The organism is Mycobacterium vicinigordonae (genome assembly GCF_013466425.1).
GTDB lineage: Bacteria > Actinomycetota > Actinomycetes > Mycobacteriales > Mycobacteriaceae > Mycobacterium > Mycobacterium vicinigordonae.
On sequence record NZ_CP059165.1, the window covers coordinates 2049643 to 2067430 of the forward strand.

Genomic DNA, 17788 nt, shown 5'->3' on the forward strand with positions numbered 1-17788 from the left:
CTGGGGGTCGCAAAAGAACAGGTCACGCCCGACTCCGCTGCGTCTTCTTGTGTCGTCTACCTGGGTCGACGAGCAATTACCCCTTGGCAAACCAAATGCATCTCTACCGAGCTTCCATGCTCGATCAGTGGCCCATGGTCGGCCGAGATCAACAGATCGGCGACATAATGCGCTCGATCGCCGACCAGGCCGTGCGAGGTGTGGCGCTGGCGGGAAAGGCCGGGGTCGGGAAGTCTCGGTTGGCTCGTGAGGCGGTGCGCGAGGCGATCGCCACTGGGTGGAGCGTTCGGAGCATTGCTGCTACGGCGACGAGCCGCTCGATCCCGCTCGGTGCCTTCGCGCAGTGGGCCGGCGACGCGGAGAGCGCGCCGGTTGCGTTGGCGCGCATGGTCGTTGAGAGGTTGACCGAGGGCACCCAACCGGACCGCCTACTGGTCTTCATCGACGATGCGCATCTGCTGGATGATTTGTCCGCTCTGGTCCTGCACCAACTTGTGCACTCGCGTGCTGCCGCGGTGATCGTCACGATCCGTACTGGCGAGGCATCCCCGGCCGCGGTGACGGCGCTTTGGAAGGACGGCCTACTGCGCCGACATGAACTAGAACCGTTCACCCGCAACGAGATTGACGCCCTATTGGTGGCGACGCTAGGGGCGGTTCCGGATCGGCCGTGCGCGGAGAGGCTGTGGCATCTCACCGAGGGAAACGTGCTCTTCTTGCGTCAGCTCGTCGAACAGGAGTGCCGAGCGGGACGGATGACAGTCCTCGATGGCGACGTTCGTTGGCTCGGCAACACTGCCATCTCCGGATCCCTCGCCGAAGTAGTGGACGCGCAGATCGGCGCAATCCCCGCCGACGTTTGCGACGTGGTGGATCTGGTGGCCATCTCCGAACCCGCCGACTGGGACTGCCTGCGGCTGATTACCGAGCAGGCCGCCATCGAAGACGCCGAGCAGCGTGAACTGATCCGCACGGTGCAAGGCGAGATCTACGTCGGTCACCCGCTGTACGCCGAGGTCCGGCTGAATCGGTGCGGCCCCTCGCGGCTGCGCCGTCTGCGTGGGCAGATGGCCACCGCGATGAAGGACGGCGGAGGTGCCGCAAAGGTGGTCAAGCCGGGACTGCTGTGGTTGGAATCCGACCTGCCACCCGAGCCGGAGGTGCTGCTGGCGGTGGCCACCGCCGCGAGTTCCCTGCTGGACTTCGAGACGGCGGAGCGGCTCTTCACCGCTGCCGCCGCAACCGGAATCGGTGCGCAGGCCCGAATCCCCCTCGCCTATTCGCTGTTCATGAGGGAAAAAGGTGAGCTTGCGTTGGAGGTGCTCGACGGCGTGGAAGTCGACGCCGCGACGGAATCCGCCTTCATCAACGACGTAATAATGCGTGCATCCAACCTGCTGTGGGGAATGCGCTCACCGGAGCGGTCTTGGCGGCAGATCGACGAGGGGCTCAAGACCGCCCGCAGAACGCGACGCCAACAGTTGCTGGTGTTCCGGGCCAATCAGTTCGCGCTGGCGGCCAGGCCGCGTGAGGTTCTAGAGACCATGGCCGATGTCGATTACCGGGATATCGATCAGTACGGCGCGGCGATGGCGTACGGCGCCGAGAGCATGGCCTACGGCGAACTTGGTCAACCCGATCAAGCCGCGGCGAGGGTAATGGAGGGTGATCTGGCGCTTCGGCTGAGCGAGCAGGGCAAATTCCTCCGCCAGCCGTTGGCCGAATTCCACACGTTCGCTCTGGCGGCGGCGGGACGCATCGGCGAAGCAATCGAGGTGGCCGAACGGCACTTCCGTGCCCAACGTGAGGAACCGGCAGACGTACGAGCGGTGGCCGCGGAGATTTTCGGCATGGTGATGCTGGCTAGCGGTGACCTTGACGCAGCCCTGCGTTACCTGCCCGAGAGTCAAGGTGGCACCGGTGGTCGGAGCACCGGCGTCGCCAGCCAAGGCGGCACCGGCGGTCAAGGTGGCACCGGCGGCGACGGCGGCACCGGTCTGGTCACCGGCGGCATTGGCGGCGATGGCGGAACCGGCGGGACGGGCGGAGCGGGCTCCTACGGAGCTGGCGGTTTGGGCAGCTACGGCGGCGGGGGGAATGCTGGCAGCGGACCCTCCGGTGTCTCCGGAGGCGCCGGCGGGTCCGGCGGCTCGCAGGGTTCCGGCGGCGGCGGTGGGGGCGGCGTAAGCACCACCGTCACCGGGGGCAGCCCGCAAGCGGTGGCGGTCGGACCCAACGGCAACGTCTATATTGCTGACACCACCGGCAAGGCTGGGGGCCACACGGTTGACGTGTACGACCCCACTCAAGGCGCGATCGTCGACATCATCCAGGTTGGAAACGGCCCGACGTGGATAGCAATCAACCCGGCGACAGGCAACGTCTACGTCACCAACCTGAACTCCGGAACGCTATCCGTAATCGACTCCGGCGACAACGTCATCGCTACCGTCCCCATCGGCCCGATCTTCGGGTCCTCTTTCCCATACGGGGCGGCAGTCAGTTCGGCCAATGGCGACGTCTACGTCGCCAGCCACATCACCAACCCCACCACGATTTCGGTGATCAACCCCGCCACCAACACCATCACCGCCACCGTCGGCGTGGGGGCCGGAGCCTCGCCGATCGGGCTAGCCGTCAGCCCCACCAGCCCTCACGCCGGCTTCATCTACGTCGCTAACTCGGCCGCCGACACGGTGTCGGTGATCAACCCGGCGACCAACGCCGTCGTTGCCACCGTCCCGGTCGGCGACACCCCGGTGAGTGTGGCGATCAGCGGGACGGGCCCCTGGGCGGGCGACGTCTTCGTCACCAATCAGGTCAGCGGCACGGTGTCGGTGATCGACTCCGCAACCAACACCGTGATCGCCACCGTCCCGGTCGGCAGCCTTCCGGAGGGGGTGGCGGTCAGCGCCGCCGGCCCTTCCGCGGGCGAAGTCTTCGTCACCGGCCGCAATGGCACACTGACGATCCTCAGTTGAGTCCGAATGGACGGCGATGCGAAGACGCGACGCTGCGGTCAATGGCCGTGCCGCGCCAATAAAGGGCCGCCCAATCGGTCCGGGAAAGTTGGCCGCCGCGTCCATTCGAACCGTCGATCGGCCGAACTGCGGATTTAACAAGCAGAAGCGCCGCTCAAATCCCAGATTCAGGCCAAAATGCCCTTACCCTGACACCCGTGACCAGTTCGAAAGACTCACCATGGCAGCGGCCGGATGGCTCATTCGGCCCCACCCCGGGACGTCCCGCATCGGCGAGCCTGGTTGATCCCGAAGACGACCTGACTCCGGCTGGCTACTCAAGCAGCTTCGGCAACACCGGAACCACCACGATCATCCCGCCCCTGGATGCCGGTGACGCCGGCGGCGCCGGATATCACCTGCTCGACGCGCAGGAACCGTTGCCCTATGTGCAACCACAGGCGGCCGCGCGGCCGATTCCGGCGGCGCCGGCTGCCGTCGACATCGACGACGAGGAAGATCGATTCCGGGCCGCGGGACGACGCGGCACTCAGAATCTCGGCTTGCTGATCCTGCGGATCGGGCTGGGCGCGGTCCTGATCGCCCACGCTCTGCAGAAGCTTTTCGGCTGGTGGGGCGGCTCGGGTCTGCACAGCTTCAAGAACTCGCTGACCGATGTCGGGTTCCAGCACGCCGACATCCTGGCCTACGTCAGCGCCGGCGGTGAGCTGGTCGCGGGCGTGCTGCTGGTGCTGGGCCTGTTCACTCCGGTCGCTGCCGCGGGTGCGCTCGCCTTCCTGATCAACGGCCTGCTCGCATCGGCGTCGGTGCGACCGCACACGCACACCTTCACCTACTTCCTGCCCGACGGGCACGAGTACCAAATCAGCCTGATCGTCATGGCGGTGGCCGTCATCCTGGCCGGTCCGGGACGCTACGGACTTGACGCGGGCCGGGGCTGGGCAAGTCGGCCCTTTATCGGGTCATTCGTCGCGCTGCTCACCGGGATCGCGGCGGGTATCGCGGTGTGGGTGTTGCTCAACGGCGTTAACCCGATGGCCTGATTCGCGCGCTTTGGTGCGCTTTCCGAGCAGGCCCGGCATGGCTTAGCGTGAAGGCCGCCGGTGTTGTTCGACGATCGGGGACTTCATGAGCACACCTCGCGACCGCATCCAGCCTCCTTGGCCACCGAACCGCGGGCCGGACCCGTCGCAGGAGCCGACCCAGCATGCTGAGATCCCGTGGTACAAGCAGCCTGTCGTGCGCCCGGCACCGCCGCAGAGCCCGCCCCGTCCACCGTCGCCGTACCCGGGTCAGTACGGGTCGCCGCCGCAGTACCCGCCGCCGGGCCCGGGTGGCCCACCACCGGCCACACCCACCCTGCCGCAGAAGCCGCGCAGCTCCAATCGCACGCCGCTCTTGGTAGGCGCAGCGATCGTCGCCGTCGTGATTGCCGGGGTGATCGCCGTGCTACTGCTAGCCGGGGTGGTGAACGGCGATACCAAGAAGATCGCCGTCAGCGGAGTGCAGACCGAAGTCGAACAGATCCTGTTGGACCGGACCAGCGGGTACTACTCCGACGACATCAAAAACGTCCGCTGCAACAACGGACAGGACCCGACCGTGAAGAAAGGCCAGAAATTCAGCTGCGACGTCACTGTGCGGGGCAAACCGCACCAGCTGACGGTGACCTTTGATGACGACAACGGCACCTACACGGTGGGTCTGCCCCAGCTCGGCGGCGGCAAGTGAGACGTACAAGCGTGGTCAAGTCGATCGCCTTGATCGGATGCGCGGCGCTGGTGTTGGCCGGTTGCGCGGGCAAAAGCGGCACCACGAGCATGGTGAACGGCCACGCGGTGTCGGTGCTGTACGACCCGGCCAGCGTGGCCGGGCTGCCGGTGTCCGAGGGGCCCAGCGGGCCTCGTGGCGATGCGCCGAAACCGACCGGCACGGTGAAGAACACCGACAACGGCGATATCGACCATCTGTCCCTATTGGCACTCAACGACATCGAGGAATTCTGGAAGCAGAATTGGCCCGACGAGGCGAAAAAGCCATTCAAAGAAGTCAGCTCATTCGTGTCGTACGACTCCACCGACCCGGCTAGCCCAATTGTGTGTCGATCCAAGACATATAAGGTGATCAATGCCTCGTACAACTATGGGTGCAATATCGTGTCATGGGATAGGGGACAGTTGTTCCCCGCGGCGAAGAAATATTTCGGCGATATGTCTGTGGTCGGCATCCTGGCCCATGAATTCGGGCATTCGTTGCAATTTAACGGGGGACTGGTGAACCCCAGGACAACGCCGACCCTGGTCGAGGAGCAGCAGGCGGATTGCTTCGCAGGCGTCTACCTGCGATGGGTTGCCGAAGGGCATTCGACGCGCTTCACGTTGAGCACCGGTGACGCGCTGAGCCACGTGATCGCCGGAATGCTCAAGATTTCCGATCCGATCATGACCGAGGCGGAACTGGAGGAATCCGAAGACCAGGCGCACGGCACTGGCCTCGACCGGATCAGCGCGTTTCAAATGGGATTCAACAGCGGATCGGGAACGTGCGCCAAAATCGACATGGATGAAATCAAGAAAAGACGCGGAAACGAGCCGTTGGCGCTGCAGGTGGACACCTCGGGTGAAACGACCAGCGGCGAGGTGGCCATCGATAGCGACAGTGTCGGCACGTTGGTGGAGATCCTCACCGCGATCTTCTCACCCAAGTCGCCGCCTACATTGACGTTTTCCAACAGCACCTGTTCGGATGCGAAAGCCACCCAGGGAGCCACCTACTGTCCGTCGACCAACACCCTCATCGCCGATCTGCCTGCGCTGCAACAGCTCGGCAAACCCGGGGGCCGGAAGGGTATGACCGACCCGCAGATGCTGCAGGGCGACAACACTGCGATGTCCATCGTCGCCTCGAGGTATGTGCTGGCGGTTCAGCACGAGCGGGGGCTGCCGCTGAACACACCGGCAGCCGCCGTGCGGACGGCGTGCCTGACTGGCGCATCACAGCGGAATATGGCGCAGCCCGTCAGCATCCCGTCCGGCAAGCAGCTGGTGCTGACGGCCGGTGACCTCGACAAGGCAATCATCGGGCTGCTCGTCAACGGCGTCGCCGCCAGCGACGTCAACGGCGAGAACATGCCCGCCGGCTACACCCGTGCCATTGCGTTTAGGGCCGGGGTTCTCGACGACTCCGACGAGTGCTTCAAGCGGATCCCCTGACACCTCAGCGGTAGGGGTTGGGCACCCGACCCCCACTGATCTGTGTCAACTGCGGCAGCGTCGAGAACGTCACCGCAGGCAGGCGCACTTCTTCGCCAGACTTGAGCTTCGCGCGTGCCCACGAGCCGCGGTGGAACCGCAGACCGTCGATGTCCTCCCAGGCCATGGTTCGCCCGCCCAGCAGGGTGCGTACCCGCACGCCCTGTGTGTCGGCGACCGTCCGCAGCCGGATGATCAACGCCGACAACAACACCGGGATGACCAGTACCGGTGCACTGGGCGGCCAGGCCAGCACCGGCACCAGTAGGCCCAGGGACAGGAATCCGACAGCCAGATGCGCCATCGGCGATACCTTGATCACGACGGGCGACTCAGTAACCACTCTCGTATCATTCCATCGCCGCGCGCGACATTCGCCGACCAGCGGTCCCAGGAGCAGGATTTGACGGTTGAGCTGTGCGAAGGCTACCGTCGGACGCTATGAAGCCTGGAATGCTCGTAGTACTTAGTCGGCGCGTTGGTGCCTGACTAGCCATCGAGCACCAACGCGGCCCTCGTACAGCAGCTGTGCTGACGGGGGTTTTTTGTTGCCCACCGACTTTAAGAGGACAAAAGTGAGCGCACCGACCAAGCCGCACCCACCCCAGCGGCAGGACGCTACCCATGGCGCCAAGCCTGCGCAACCGAAACGTATTGGGCCAGAACAACTTACCGGAGCACAAGCGGTCATCCGGTCGTTGGAGGCTCTTGACGTCGACGTCATCTTCGGCATCCCCGGCGGCGCCGTACTGCCGGTATATGACCCACTGTTCGACTCTCAGCAGCTGCGCCACGTGCTGGTGCGCCACGAGCAGGGCGCCGGGCACGCCGCCAGCGGTTATGCGCACGCGACCGGTCGGGTCGGGGTATGCATGGCCACGTCGGGTCCCGGGGCGACCAACCTGGTGACGCCGCTGGCCGACGCCCAAATGGACTCGATTCCGGTGGTGGCCATCACCGGCCAGGTCGGACGGCAGCTAATCGGGACCGACGCCTTCCAGGAGGCCGATATCTCGGGCATCACGATGCCGATCACCAAGCACAACTTCCTGGTCCGCACCGGCGACGAGATCCCCCAGGTGATCGCCGAGGCCTTCCATATCGCGGCGTCGGGGCGCCCGGGCGCAGTGCTCGTCGACATCCCCAAGGACGTACTCCAGGGCCAGTGCACCTTCAGCTGGCCGCCGCGCATGGATCTGCCCGGCTACAAGCCGAACACCAAACCGCATAATCGGCAGATCCGCGAGGCCGCCAAGTTGATCGCGGCGGCCCGCAAACCGGTGCTTTACGTCGGCGGTGGTGTAATCCGCGGCGAGGCGACCGCCGAGCTGCGTGAGCTGGCCGAGCTCACCGGCATCCCGGTTGTCACCACCTTGATGGCCCGCGGCGCGTTCCCCGACAGCCATCACCTGAACATGGGCATGCCCGGCATGCACGGCACTGTGGGGGCCGTTGCGGCACTGCAGAAAAGCGATCTGCTGATCGCGCTGGGCACCCGCTTTGATGACCGGGTGACCGGCAAACTGGAGTCGTTCGCGCCCGAAGCCAAAGTTATTCACGCCGACATCGACCCCGCCGAGATCGGCAAGAACCGGCATGCCGATGTGCCGATCGTCGGCGACGTCAAGAATGTCATCACTGACCTGATCGCGATGCTGCGCCACGACGGCGTGGGCGCTGGCGACCCCAAGATCCCAGAGATGACGGACTGGTGGGTCTACCTGGAGGGCATCCGCAAGACGTATCCGTTGAGCTACGACCCCCAGAGCGACGGCAGTCTGGGCCCGGAATACGTGATCGAGAAGCTCGGCCAGATCGCCGGCCCCGACGCCATCTACGTAGCCGGGGTGGGTCAGCACCAGATGTGGGCGGCGCAGTTCATTAAGTACGAAAAGCCCCGCACCTGGCTGAATTCCGGTGGTCTGGGCACCATGGGATTCGCGATTCCGGCGGCGATGGGCGCCAAGATCGCCCTGCCTGACACCGAGGTGTGGGCCATCGACGGCGACGGTTGCTTCCAGATGACCAACCAGGAGCTGGCTACCTGCGCCGTCGAGGGCATCCCGATCAAGGTGGCCCTGATCAATAACGGCAACCTGGGCATGGTTCGGCAGTGGCAGACGCTGTTCTACGACGAGCGCTACTCGCAGACCGACCTGGCTACCCACTCGCGCCGCATCCCGGACTTCGTGAAGCTGGCCGAGGCGCTGGGTTGCGTCGGGATGCGTTGCGAGCGTGAAGAAGACGTGGAAGAGATGATCAACCGGGCCAGGGAGATCAACGACCGCCCGGTGGTGATCGACTTCATTGTCGGCGCCGACGCGCAGGTCTGGCCCATGGTCGCCGCCGGCACCAGCAATGACGAGATCCAGCAGGCCCGCGGTATCCGCCCGCTGTTCGACGACATCACCGAAGGGCATGCCTGATGAGCACCGGACCGACTGTGACACACACTCTTTCGGTGTTGGTCGAGGATAAGCCCGGTGTGCTCGCGCGGGTGGCAGCGCTGTTCTCGAGGCGTGGCTTCAACATCGAGTCGCTGGCGGTGGGCGCCACCGAGCAGAAGGACATGTCGCGGATGACCATCGTGGTCTCCGCCGAGGAGACTCCGCTCGAGCAGATCACCAAACAGCTCAACAAGTTGATCAACGTCATCAAGATCGTCGAGCAAGACGACGACAACGCCGTCTCCCGCGAGCTAGCGCTGATCAAGGTCCGCGCCGATGCCGGCACCCGCAGCCAGGTTATCGAAGCGGTGAACCTGTTCCGCGCCAAGGTCATTGACGTATCGCCGGAATCACTGACCATCGAAGCCACCGGTGATCGGGGCAAGCTGGAGGCCTTCCTTCGGGTGCTCGAGCCATTCGGCATCCGTGAAATCGCGCAATCAGGAATGGTGTCGCTGTCGCGCGGGCCGCGCGGCATCGGCACCGTCAAATAACTTCAACGCCAACCGATTAAGGAGATATGTAGTGTCAGGGCAGACATTGGAGATGTTCTACGACGACGACGCCGACCTGTCGATCATCCAGGGCCGCAAGGTCGGGGTGATCGGTTACGGCAGCCAGGGGCACGCGCACTCGCTGAGCCTGCGTGACTCCGGCGTGCAGGTGAAGGTGGGCCTCAAGGACGGCTCGAAGTCGAGGGCCAAGGTCGAAGAGCAGGGCCTCGAGGTCGACACCCCCGCCGAAGTGGCCAAGTGGGCCGACGTCATCATGCTGCTGGCGCCTGACACCGCGCAGGCGGACATCTTCAAGAACGACATCGAGCCGAATCTGGAAGACGGCAACGCGCTGTTCTTCGGGCATGGCCTGAACATCCACTTCGACCTGATCAAGCCGCCGGCCAATGTGACCATTGGGATGGTGGCGCCGAAGGGCCCGGGTCACCTGGTGCGCCGCCAGTTTGTGGATGGCAAGGGTGTGCCCTGCCTGATCGCGATCGACCAGGATCCCAAGGGTGAGGGGCAAGCGCTTGCGCTGTCGTACGCCAAGGCCATCGGCGGCACTCGCGCCGGTGTCATCAAGACCACGTTCAAGGACGAGACCGAGACCGACCTGTTCGGTGAGCAGGCGGTGTTATGTGGTGGCACAGAGGAGTTGGTGAAGACCGGTTTCGACGTTATGGTCGAGGCGGGCTACCCGCCGGAGATGGCCTACTTCGAGGTGCTGCACGAACTGAAGCTGATCGTCGATCTGATGTACGAGGGCGGTATCGCCCGGATGAACTACTCGGTGTCTGACACCGCGGAGTTCGGTGGCTACCTGTCGGGTCCCCGTGTCATCGACGCCGACACCAAGGAGCGGATGCGCGGAATCCTGCGCGACATTCAGAACGGCGAGTTCGTCAAGAAGCTGGTTGCCAACGTAGAGGGCGGCAACAAGCAGCTGGAGCAGCTCCGCAAAGAGAACGCCGAACACCCGATCGAGGTCACCGGCAAGAAGCTGCGCGACCTGATGAGCTGGGTCGACCGGCCAATCACTGAGACGGCTTAACCACCAGGCCTTCGCGCCGAGCGTCACGCGAGTGTGGCGCTCGGCGTGGGTCGTTGCGCTGCCGTGACGCTCGGTAAATTTCGCGTGTGAGATAGCATGGCGACACGTTTTCCGAGGGCGTCAACGAAAGCGCCCCGTCGCCCCACACAACTCGTCACGATCCGGCTCGGCAACAATCTGAACAATCCGCCCATCCAATGGCATTGCGCTGACCGGTCAACTCCGCCAACTCCTCGATCAACACCTCAAGACGCTCTGCAGAACTCACCACCACAGCCCCAGACGATGCGATCGACGACATACCCCCATCATCGCAACCACCACTGACGAGTCCCGGCCGCCCTAGGATCAGCCTGATCGTGCGAGCTGGTCGGCGACCGAGACGACGCGGCGGGCCAGGTGATCCAACGCGGCGGCGGTCGCGTCGTCGATATCGGTGATGTTGTCGTGGGTTGCGACCAGGCTTGCGCCATAAGGGTTTCCGTCGACGAACTTCGACGGATCGGTGTAGCCCGGTGCGACGATGATGCCGCCCCAGTGCATCAAGGTGACGTAGAGCGTCAGCAGCGTGGACTCCTGTCCTCCGTGCAGGGTGTTGGTGGAGGTGAACGCCGCATACACCTTGTCGGCGAGCTTGCCTTGCGACCACAGCCCGCCAAGGCCGTCCAGGAAGTCGCGCAGCTGCGCGGCGACAGAGCCGAATCGGGTGGGGGAGCCGAAGATCACCGCATCGGCCCATACGACATCGTCGCCGGTAGCCACCGGAAGATCCTTGGTGGCTTCGTAATTCGCCGTCCAGGCTGGGTTCTGGGCGAAGGTGGCCGGGTCGCGGGTCTCGGCCACGTGGCGCACCCGGACTTCGGCGCCGGCGGCCTCGGCTGCCGCCGCGACACGCGTGGCCATCGTGGTGCCGTGCCCGGTGGCGGAGTAGTAGATGATCGCGAGTTTGGTCATGGCCACAGCCTAGGCATCTCGGTGATCCCGAACTCGTGCCGCAGTAGCGTGCGCGCGGCGTAATAGCCGGCCATGCCGTGCACCCCGGCGCCCGGCGGGGTCGCCGCCGAGCAGAGGTAGGCCTTGGGAATTGGCGTGCGCCAGGGGGTCAGCGCCGGAGTGGGGCCAAGCATGTTGCGCCACAACGAATTCGCGCCCACCGAGATGTCGCCGCCGACGTAATTGGCGTTGTGATCGGCCAGTCGTGCCGCAGGCACTGCCCGAGCGGCCACCACGACATCCCGAAAGCCGGGAGCGAACCGCTCGACGACCGCGGTCACTGTCTCGGTCGCGTCGACGGTGGAGCCCGCCGGCACATGGGCGTAGGTCCAGAATGGACGTCGCCCGTCGTCGTCTCGGCGGCGAGGGTCCACGAGGTGTGGGACAGCGGCCAGCACCATCGGCCATTCGGCATGTCGACCGGCGGCGACCTGCGCCTCGGCGCGCGCCATTTGCGCGCGGGTGCCGCCGAGATGCAGCGTCGGCGCCTCGCGCAGTCGGGGGTCCGCCCACGGGATGTCTTCGCTGAGCACGAAATCCACCTTCGCAACGCCTGGCCCGAATTGGTAGCGGCGCAACGCTTTTGCGTAGCCATCTGGGATGGTGTCGCGGTAGACACGCAACAGCGTGGTGGGCGCGGTGTCGAAAACGGCCACCCCTTCGGGCGGATCGGTGACCTCGGCATCCGTCGCCATCTCCCCGCCGTGCACACGCAGATCGGCGATCAGCGCTTCGACGATCGCCTGGCTGCCGCCCGTCGGAATCGGCCAGCCGACCGAATGGGCAAGCGTGGCCAACATCAATCCCGCGCCCGCCGAAACCAATGATGGCAAGGGCGAAATTGCATGTGCGGCAACACCACTAAACAATGCACGAGCGTCCTCGCCGCGCAGCAATCCCCAGGCCGGGGTGCCCTGGGCTAGCATCCGCAGACCAAGGCGCGCAGGGGTCAGCAGCGAGCCCGGTGCCGACCGCTTGTCGCCGAGCATGAACTCGACCGCCGCATCCGAGTTGACCACTAAAGGCTCGAGAAGCCGCCGCCACGATGCGCCGTGGTCCAGCTCCGCGCAGGTGCGCCCTAGGTCGCGGTAGGCCACTGCGGCCGGTCGACCCGGCAGTGGGTTGGCGTACGAGATATCCGGCACGCCCAACTGCACCCCGCGGGCGGTCAGATCGAACTCCGCGAAGAACGGCGACGCCACGGCCAGCGGATGCACCGCTGAGCACACGTCGTGCCACACTCCGGGGAACTCGATATCGGCTTGGGTTCGGGCACCGCCGCCGAACGTGGGCTGGGCTTCGACGACCCGTACTGCAAGGCCGGCGCGGGCACAGATAACGGCTGCGGCGAGCCCGTTGGGCCCGCTGCCGACGACGGTGACGTCCATCTATCGATTCAAGCCGACAGAACCGCCGCTGGCGACCTCACTCGCGACACGCTTTAGGCTGTCCGGGTGAACTTGCCTGTTGTGTTAATCGCCGACAAACTCGCCGAATCGACCGTCGCTGCCCTGGGAGACCAGGTTGAGGTGCGCTGGGTGGACGGGCCGGACCGGGAGAAGCTGCTGGCCGCGGTACCCGAGGCCGACGCCTTGCTGGTCCGGTCGGCCACCACCGTCGACGCTGAGGTGCTGGCAGCCGCCCCCAAGCTGAAGATCGTCGCCCGCGCCGGAGTCGGGCTGGACAACGTCGACGTGGACGCCGCCACCGCTCGCGGCGTGCTGGTGGTCAACGCGCCGACGTCGAACATCCACAGTGCTGCTGAGCACGCAATCGCCTTGTTGTTGGCCGCATCCCGCCAGATCCCGGCCGCTGACGCCACCCTGCGCGAGCACACCTGGAAGCGCTCCAAGTTCTCTGGCACCGAGATCTTCGGAAAGACCGTCGGCGTGGTCGGCCTGGGCCGGATCGGTCAGCTGGTGGCGCAACGGATCGCGGCATTCGGCGCCCACATCGTTGCCTACGACCCCTATGTGTCCTCCGCCCGCGCCGCCCAGCTGGGGATCGAGCTGCTCTCCCTGGACGACCTGTTGGCCCGCGCGGACTTCATCTCGGTGCACCTACCCAAGACGCCGGAAACCAAAGGCCTGCTGAACAAGGAGGCGCTGGCCAAGACCAAGCCGGGCGTCATCATCGTCAACGCCGCTCGCGGCGGGCTGATTGACGAGGCGGCGCTGGCCGAGGCGATCACCAGCGGGCACGTGCGCGCAGCCGGCCTCGACGTGTTCGCGACCGAACCGTGCACCGACAGCCCCCTGTTCGAGCTGCCGGAGGTGGTCGTCACGCCACACCTGGGTGCCTCCACCGCCGAGGCTCAGGACCGCGCGGGCACCGACGTGGCCGAAAGCGTTCGGCTGGCCCTCGCCGGCGAGTTCGTGCCCGACGCCGTCAACGTCGGTGGTGGCGTGGTGAGCGAGGAGGTGGCACCGTGGCTGGATCTGGCGCGCAAGCTCGGGGTACTGGCCGCCGCGCTGGCTGACGAGGCGCCGGTCACGTTATCGGTGCAGGTGCGTGGCGAGTTGGCCGCCGAGGACGTCGAGGTGCTCAAGCTTTCGGCGCTGCGCGGCCTGTTCTCGGCGGTCATCGACGAACCGGTGACGTTTGTCAATGCGCCTGCCCTGGCGGCCGAGCGAGGCGTCACCGCCGAGATCAGCAAGGCCACCGAAAGCCCCAACCATCGCAGCGTGGTCGAGGTGCGGGCGGTGGCCGCAGACGGCTCGGTGGTGAACGTGGCGGGGGCATTGTCCGGACCTCAGCTGGTTGAGAAGATCGTGCAGGTCAACGGCCGTCACTTCGATCTGCGCGCCGAGGGCATCAACCTGGTAATCAACTACGCCGACCAGCCGGGGGCCTTGGGCAAGATCGGCACGCTGCTGGGCGCGGCAGGGGTGAACATCCACGCCGCGCAGCTGTCCGAGGACGCCGAGGGTGCGAACGCGACGATCCTGCTGCGGCTGGATCAGGACGTGCCGGAGGAGGTGCGCTCGGAGATTGCGCAGGCTGTGGGTGCCAACAAGCTCGAAGTGGTCGACCTGTCGTGACCAAACTTGCTGTCATCCCCGGTGACGGTATCGGGCCGGAAGTCATCGACGAGGCACTTAAAGTGCTCGACGCGGTCAAGCCCGGCATCGAGACAACCACCTACGACCTGGGGGCCCGGCGCTACCACGCCACCGGCGAAGTACTTCCGGAATCGGTGGTGCCCGAACTGCGCCAGCACGACGCGATCCTGCTGGGTGCGATCGGTGATCCGTCAGTGCCCAGCGGTGTCCTCGAGCGCGGCCTGTTGCTGCGCATGAGGTTCGAACTTGACCACCACGTCAATCTGCGGCCGGCCCGGCTGTACCCGGGGGTGCAGAGCCCGCTCGCCGGTAACCCCGATATCGATTTCGTCGTGGTGCGCGAGGGAACCGAGGGCCCGTATACGGGCAACGGCGGCGCGATCCGCGTCGGCACCCCGCATGAAGTCGCCACCGAAGTGAGTGTGAATACCGCGTTTGGGGTACGCCGGGTGGTGATCGACGCCTTCGAGCGGGCCCGCAGTCGTCGTAAACACCTAACCCTGGTGCACAAGACCAACGTGCTCACGTTCGCCGGCGGACTGTGGCTGCGCACGGTGCAGGACATCGGCACGCAGTATCCCGACGTGGAGGTCGCTTACCAGCACGTCGACGCGGCCACAATCTTCTTGGCCACCGATCCGGGGCGCTTCGACGTGATCGTCACCGACAATTTGTTCGGCGACATCATCACCGATCTGGCCGCGGCGGTATGCGGCGGAATCGGCTTGGCTGCCAGCGGAAACATCGACGCGACCCGGATCAATCCGTCGATGTTCGAACCGGTGCATGGCAGTGCGCCCGACATCGCCGGTCGGGGCATCGCAGACCCCACCGCCGCGATCATGTCGGTGGCGCTGCTGCTGGCCCATCTTGGCGAGGACGAGGCGGCGGCCCGGGTGGATCGTGCGGTGGCGGCCTATCTGTCGACTCGCGGGGACGAACGGCCTGCCACCACCGATGTCGGCGAACGGATTGCAGCCGCGCTCTAGTCTCCAGGCCCGGCGGCAGTAGCCGGGTCGGCACCAACGGCACGGCGGCCAGCGGGAACAGTCCGCACAACCCCCACGCTAACGGGTAGGCGGCCGTGGTGATCAGCGCCCCGAACATCGGGGGACCGGCCGCGGCCATCAAGCGCTGCATGGTGTTCTGCGTGCCTAACGCGCGTCCACTCCAATAGGGTCCGGCGAACTCGGTGATGGCGGTGGCCTCCAGCCCGTTGTCCAGTACCGCGATCACCGAGATGGTGATCATGAGCCACACGTCGCAGCGGGAATCCACGTGGTCGGCGAGGGCCAGTAGGAACAACGTCAACGCCGACGCGGCCGCGATGAAGCGGACCGGCCGCATCCTCGATCCGATGCGATCCGACCACCGACCGACCAGGATTCGGCCACCGGCCCCGATCAATTGTGAGACGGTCATCAGGCCGCCCGCGGCCGCTACCGACCAATGATGGTGGTTGATCAGCCAGACCAGCATGAACGTCACGGTCACCGTCTGCGGCATCATCAGCAACGCGGAGACGGTGTGGATTCGCCACAACACCCCCGAGCCGAGATAAGGGCTGGACAGTTCTTCGTTGCTGGCCGCCGCGCGTGGTTTGCGTGGCGGGTTGACCACGCCGATCAGGCTGGCCACCGCGGCTACGCCGCACACCACCGCGGGAAACATCAGCCCGGCATGCGCTCCACCTTCGGCCAACTCGGGAATTGCAATGGCACCCAACGCAATTCCGAGTGGCTGCGCGGTTTGTCGGATCCCCATCGCCAGGCCGCGCTGCTGCGGTGGAAACCAGCCCGACACCAGTCGGCCGCCGGCACTGTTTGCACTCGCGGCGGCCATCCCGCCGAGAAACAGAAAGACCCCCATCGTCAGCAGGGAGTGCACCGACGCGGCGGCGTAGGAAGCGGCGGCAGTCAGGGCCGAGCCCAGGGCCAGCACGATCCGCTCGCCGATTCGGTCCAGTGCATAGCCCCACGCGATCAGCGTGACCACCATTCCCCAGCTCGGCATCGATGCCAACAGGCCGGCCTGGGTCAGTGGAATTCCGCGCGCGGCCTCCAGTCGGGGGATCAGGAAGGCGACGCCATTGATAAAGAGGAAAGAGCTTGCCGTGACAAATAGCGAGATGACCAAGATCGACCAGCGGGCGCCCGCGCCGGTCGGCTCTTCAAGCATCCACCCATGCTTGCACAGCACTGCGGCAATCGGCCTGATGAAGCAGCTGCCGGTACCAACGCGAAATCAGTCGCGCGTTCCCACTTCCTTCTCGGTAGCCCAGCCACTCGCCTCCCCGTCCGCCAGGCCCGGTATCTCCAACCCGCTCGGTACCACGGGCACCGCCGCCAGCGGGAACAGCGCGCACAACGCGAACGCCACCGGATAGCCGAATGCTCCGATGACCGCACCGAATACCGGCGGACCGGCGAGTGCTATCAGCCTTTGCCCGGTGTTCTGCACACCCAGCGCACGCCCGCTCCAGAACTGCCCGGCGAATTCGGTGATCGCGGTCGCCTCCAGGCCGTTGTCCATCACCGTTATCACCGATACCGAGACCATCATCAGCACGGAAATGGCGTGGTGCCCGTTGGTGAACGCCAGCAACATCATCGTCAGACTGGTGGCCAAGGCGATCAGACGTATCGGGCGCATCCGGGAGCCGATGCGATCCGACCACCGCCCGGCCGCGATGCGGCTGACCGCGCCGAGCATCGCGGTGACCGCGACCAAGATCCCGGCGGACTCTTTGGTCCATCCCTGGTCGCACCGCAGCCACACCAGCATGAACGTCACGGTCATCGACTGCGGCATCACCATCAATGCGGACAGCGCATGAATGCGCCACAGCACCGCCGAACCTCGGTAGGGGCTCGCCAACTCGTCCGGGTGAGCTCGCGCACGTGGCTTGTGCGGCGGGTCATGCGCGACGACAGCGGCGACCACCGCCGACACGGCACACGCCAATGCCGGAAACAGCAGTCCACCGGCGGGTGACCCGTGCTCGGCGAGCCCCGGAATCACCAGGGCGTCCATCGCGATTCCGACAGGTTGGGCGGTCTGACGGACACTCATCGCCAGGCCACGCTGCTGCGGCGGGAACCATCCGGCGACCAACCGACCGCAGGCGGGATTGCAACTGGACGCGGCCATGCCACCCAGGAACAGGAAAACTCCCATCGCAACCAGCGAGTGGGCCGTCGACGCTGCATACGCGGCGGCCGCCGTCAAGGAGGAGCCGACGGTGAGCACGATGCGTTCTCCGATGACGTCGGCTATGTAACCCCAGCCGATGAGAGTAACCACCATGCCCAGGCTCGGCATCGCCGCCAACAGCCCGCTTTGTGACAACGGGGTGCCCCGGCTGGACTCCAGAGCTGGGATCAGGAAGGGCGTCGCATAGACAAAGCTGAACGTGCTGGCTGTCAACACGAGCGCGACGGCGACCATCGACCAACGCGTAGTGGCGCCGATCGCTTGCGATGACATCAAGCCATGCTTGCATACTG

The 17788-nt window shown here is 65.6% G+C and carries 13 protein-coding genes and 2 pseudogenes; 9 read left to right on the forward strand and 6 right to left on the reverse strand.

All coding sequences use genetic code 11. From position 1 onward, the window contains the following. Positions 1 to 116: 116 nt before the first annotated feature. The 4 genes from H0P51_RS09360 (at position 117) to H0P51_RS09375 (ending at position 6193) form a co-directional block, all read left to right on the forward strand. A complete protein-coding gene (locus H0P51_RS09360; protein WP_180917652.1) occupies positions 117 to 2981 on the forward strand; it encodes an AAA family ATPase in 2865 nt (954 codons plus the stop codon). Positions 2982 to 3178: 197 nt separating this feature from the next. After that, positions 3179 to 4024, forward strand: a complete 846-nt coding sequence (locus H0P51_RS09365) for a DoxX family protein (protein WP_180917653.1) — start codon at positions 3179 to 3181, stop codon at positions 4022 to 4024. Positions 4025 to 4109: 85 nt separating this feature from the next. Next, positions 4110 to 4712: a DUF4333 domain-containing protein gene (locus H0P51_RS09370; protein ID WP_180917654.1), complete on the forward strand. Its 603-nt coding sequence runs from the start codon at positions 4110 to 4112 to the stop codon at positions 4710 to 4712. Further along, positions 4709 to 6193, forward strand: coding sequence for a neutral zinc metallopeptidase (locus H0P51_RS09375; protein WP_180917655.1), 1485 nt, complete (start codon positions 4709 to 4711; stop codon positions 6191 to 6193). Before H0P51_RS09370 ends, H0P51_RS09375 begins: the two co-directional genes overlap by 4 nt. Positions 6194 to 6197: 4 nt before the next feature. Here H0P51_RS09375 and H0P51_RS09380 read toward each other — a convergent pair whose 3' ends face one another. Next, entirely contained in the window at positions 6198 to 6536 is a 339-nt protein-coding gene (locus H0P51_RS09380) for a PH domain-containing protein (protein WP_180918852.1), read from the reverse strand. Between the two features lie 271 nt (positions 6537 to 6807). Here H0P51_RS09380 and H0P51_RS09385 point away from each other — a divergent pair, with 271 nt between their 5' ends. Genes H0P51_RS09385 through ilvC form a run of 3 tightly spaced genes read left to right on the forward strand, consistent with a single transcriptional unit; the run spans position 6808 to position 10227 of the window. After that, the gene (locus H0P51_RS09385) at positions 6808 to 8658 is read left to right on the forward strand and encodes an acetolactate synthase large subunit (RefSeq protein ID WP_180917656.1); all 1851 of its coding nucleotides are present in this window, start codon (positions 6808 to 6810) and stop codon (positions 8656 to 8658) included. After that, complete coding sequence (gene ilvN / locus H0P51_RS09390) at positions 8658 to 9173, forward strand: acetolactate synthase small subunit (protein WP_180917657.1); 516 nt, start codon at positions 8658 to 8660, stop codon at positions 9171 to 9173. The genes H0P51_RS09385 and ilvN overlap by 1 nt, the downstream gene beginning before the upstream one ends. Positions 9174 to 9225: 52 nt before the next feature. Continuing rightward, the gene (ilvC, locus tag H0P51_RS09395) at positions 9226 to 10227 is read left to right on the forward strand and encodes a ketol-acid reductoisomerase (protein ID WP_180918853.1); all 1002 of its coding nucleotides are present in this window, start codon (positions 9226 to 9228) and stop codon (positions 10225 to 10227) included. Positions 10228 to 10359: 132 nt separating this feature from the next. Here the strand turns inward: ilvC and H0P51_RS28425 are convergent. The 3 genes and pseudogenes from H0P51_RS28425 to H0P51_RS09405 all read right to left on the reverse strand — a co-directional run. Then, a pseudogene (locus H0P51_RS28425) lies at positions 10360 to 10528 on the reverse strand (hypothetical protein); the annotation flags it as partial. A 47-nt stretch (positions 10529 to 10575) separates the two neighbouring features. Beyond that, positions 10576 to 11181, reverse strand: coding sequence for an NAD(P)H:quinone oxidoreductase (gene wrbA / locus H0P51_RS09400; RefSeq protein WP_180917658.1), 606 nt, complete (start codon positions 11179 to 11181; stop codon positions 10576 to 10578). Then, the gene (locus tag H0P51_RS09405; RefSeq protein WP_180917659.1) at positions 11178 to 12608 is read right to left on the reverse strand and encodes a phytoene desaturase family protein; all 1431 of its coding nucleotides are present in this window, start codon (positions 12606 to 12608) and stop codon (positions 11178 to 11180) included. Before H0P51_RS09405 ends, wrbA begins: the two co-directional genes overlap by 4 nt. 66 nt (positions 12609 to 12674) lie before the next feature. Here H0P51_RS09405 and serA point away from each other — a divergent pair, with 66 nt between their 5' ends. Further along, entirely contained in the window at positions 12675 to 14261 is a 1587-nt protein-coding gene (gene serA / locus H0P51_RS09410; protein ID WP_180917660.1) for a phosphoglycerate dehydrogenase, read from the forward strand. Beyond that, positions 14258 to 15271: a 3-isopropylmalate dehydrogenase gene (locus tag H0P51_RS09415; RefSeq protein WP_180917661.1), complete on the forward strand. Its 1014-nt coding sequence runs from the start codon at positions 14258 to 14260 to the stop codon at positions 15269 to 15271. Before serA ends, H0P51_RS09415 begins: the two co-directional genes overlap by 4 nt. A 181-nt stretch (positions 15272 to 15452) precedes the next feature. Here the strand turns inward: H0P51_RS09415 and H0P51_RS09420 are convergent. Beyond that, positions 15453 to 16460: pseudogene (locus H0P51_RS09420) on the reverse strand (MFS transporter); the annotation flags it as partial. 66 nt (positions 16461 to 16526) lie between these two features. Then, positions 16527 to 17768, reverse strand: coding sequence for an MFS transporter (locus tag H0P51_RS09425; RefSeq protein WP_180917662.1), 1242 nt, complete (start codon positions 17766 to 17768; stop codon positions 16527 to 16529). Positions 17769 to 17788: the final 20 nt, after the last annotated feature.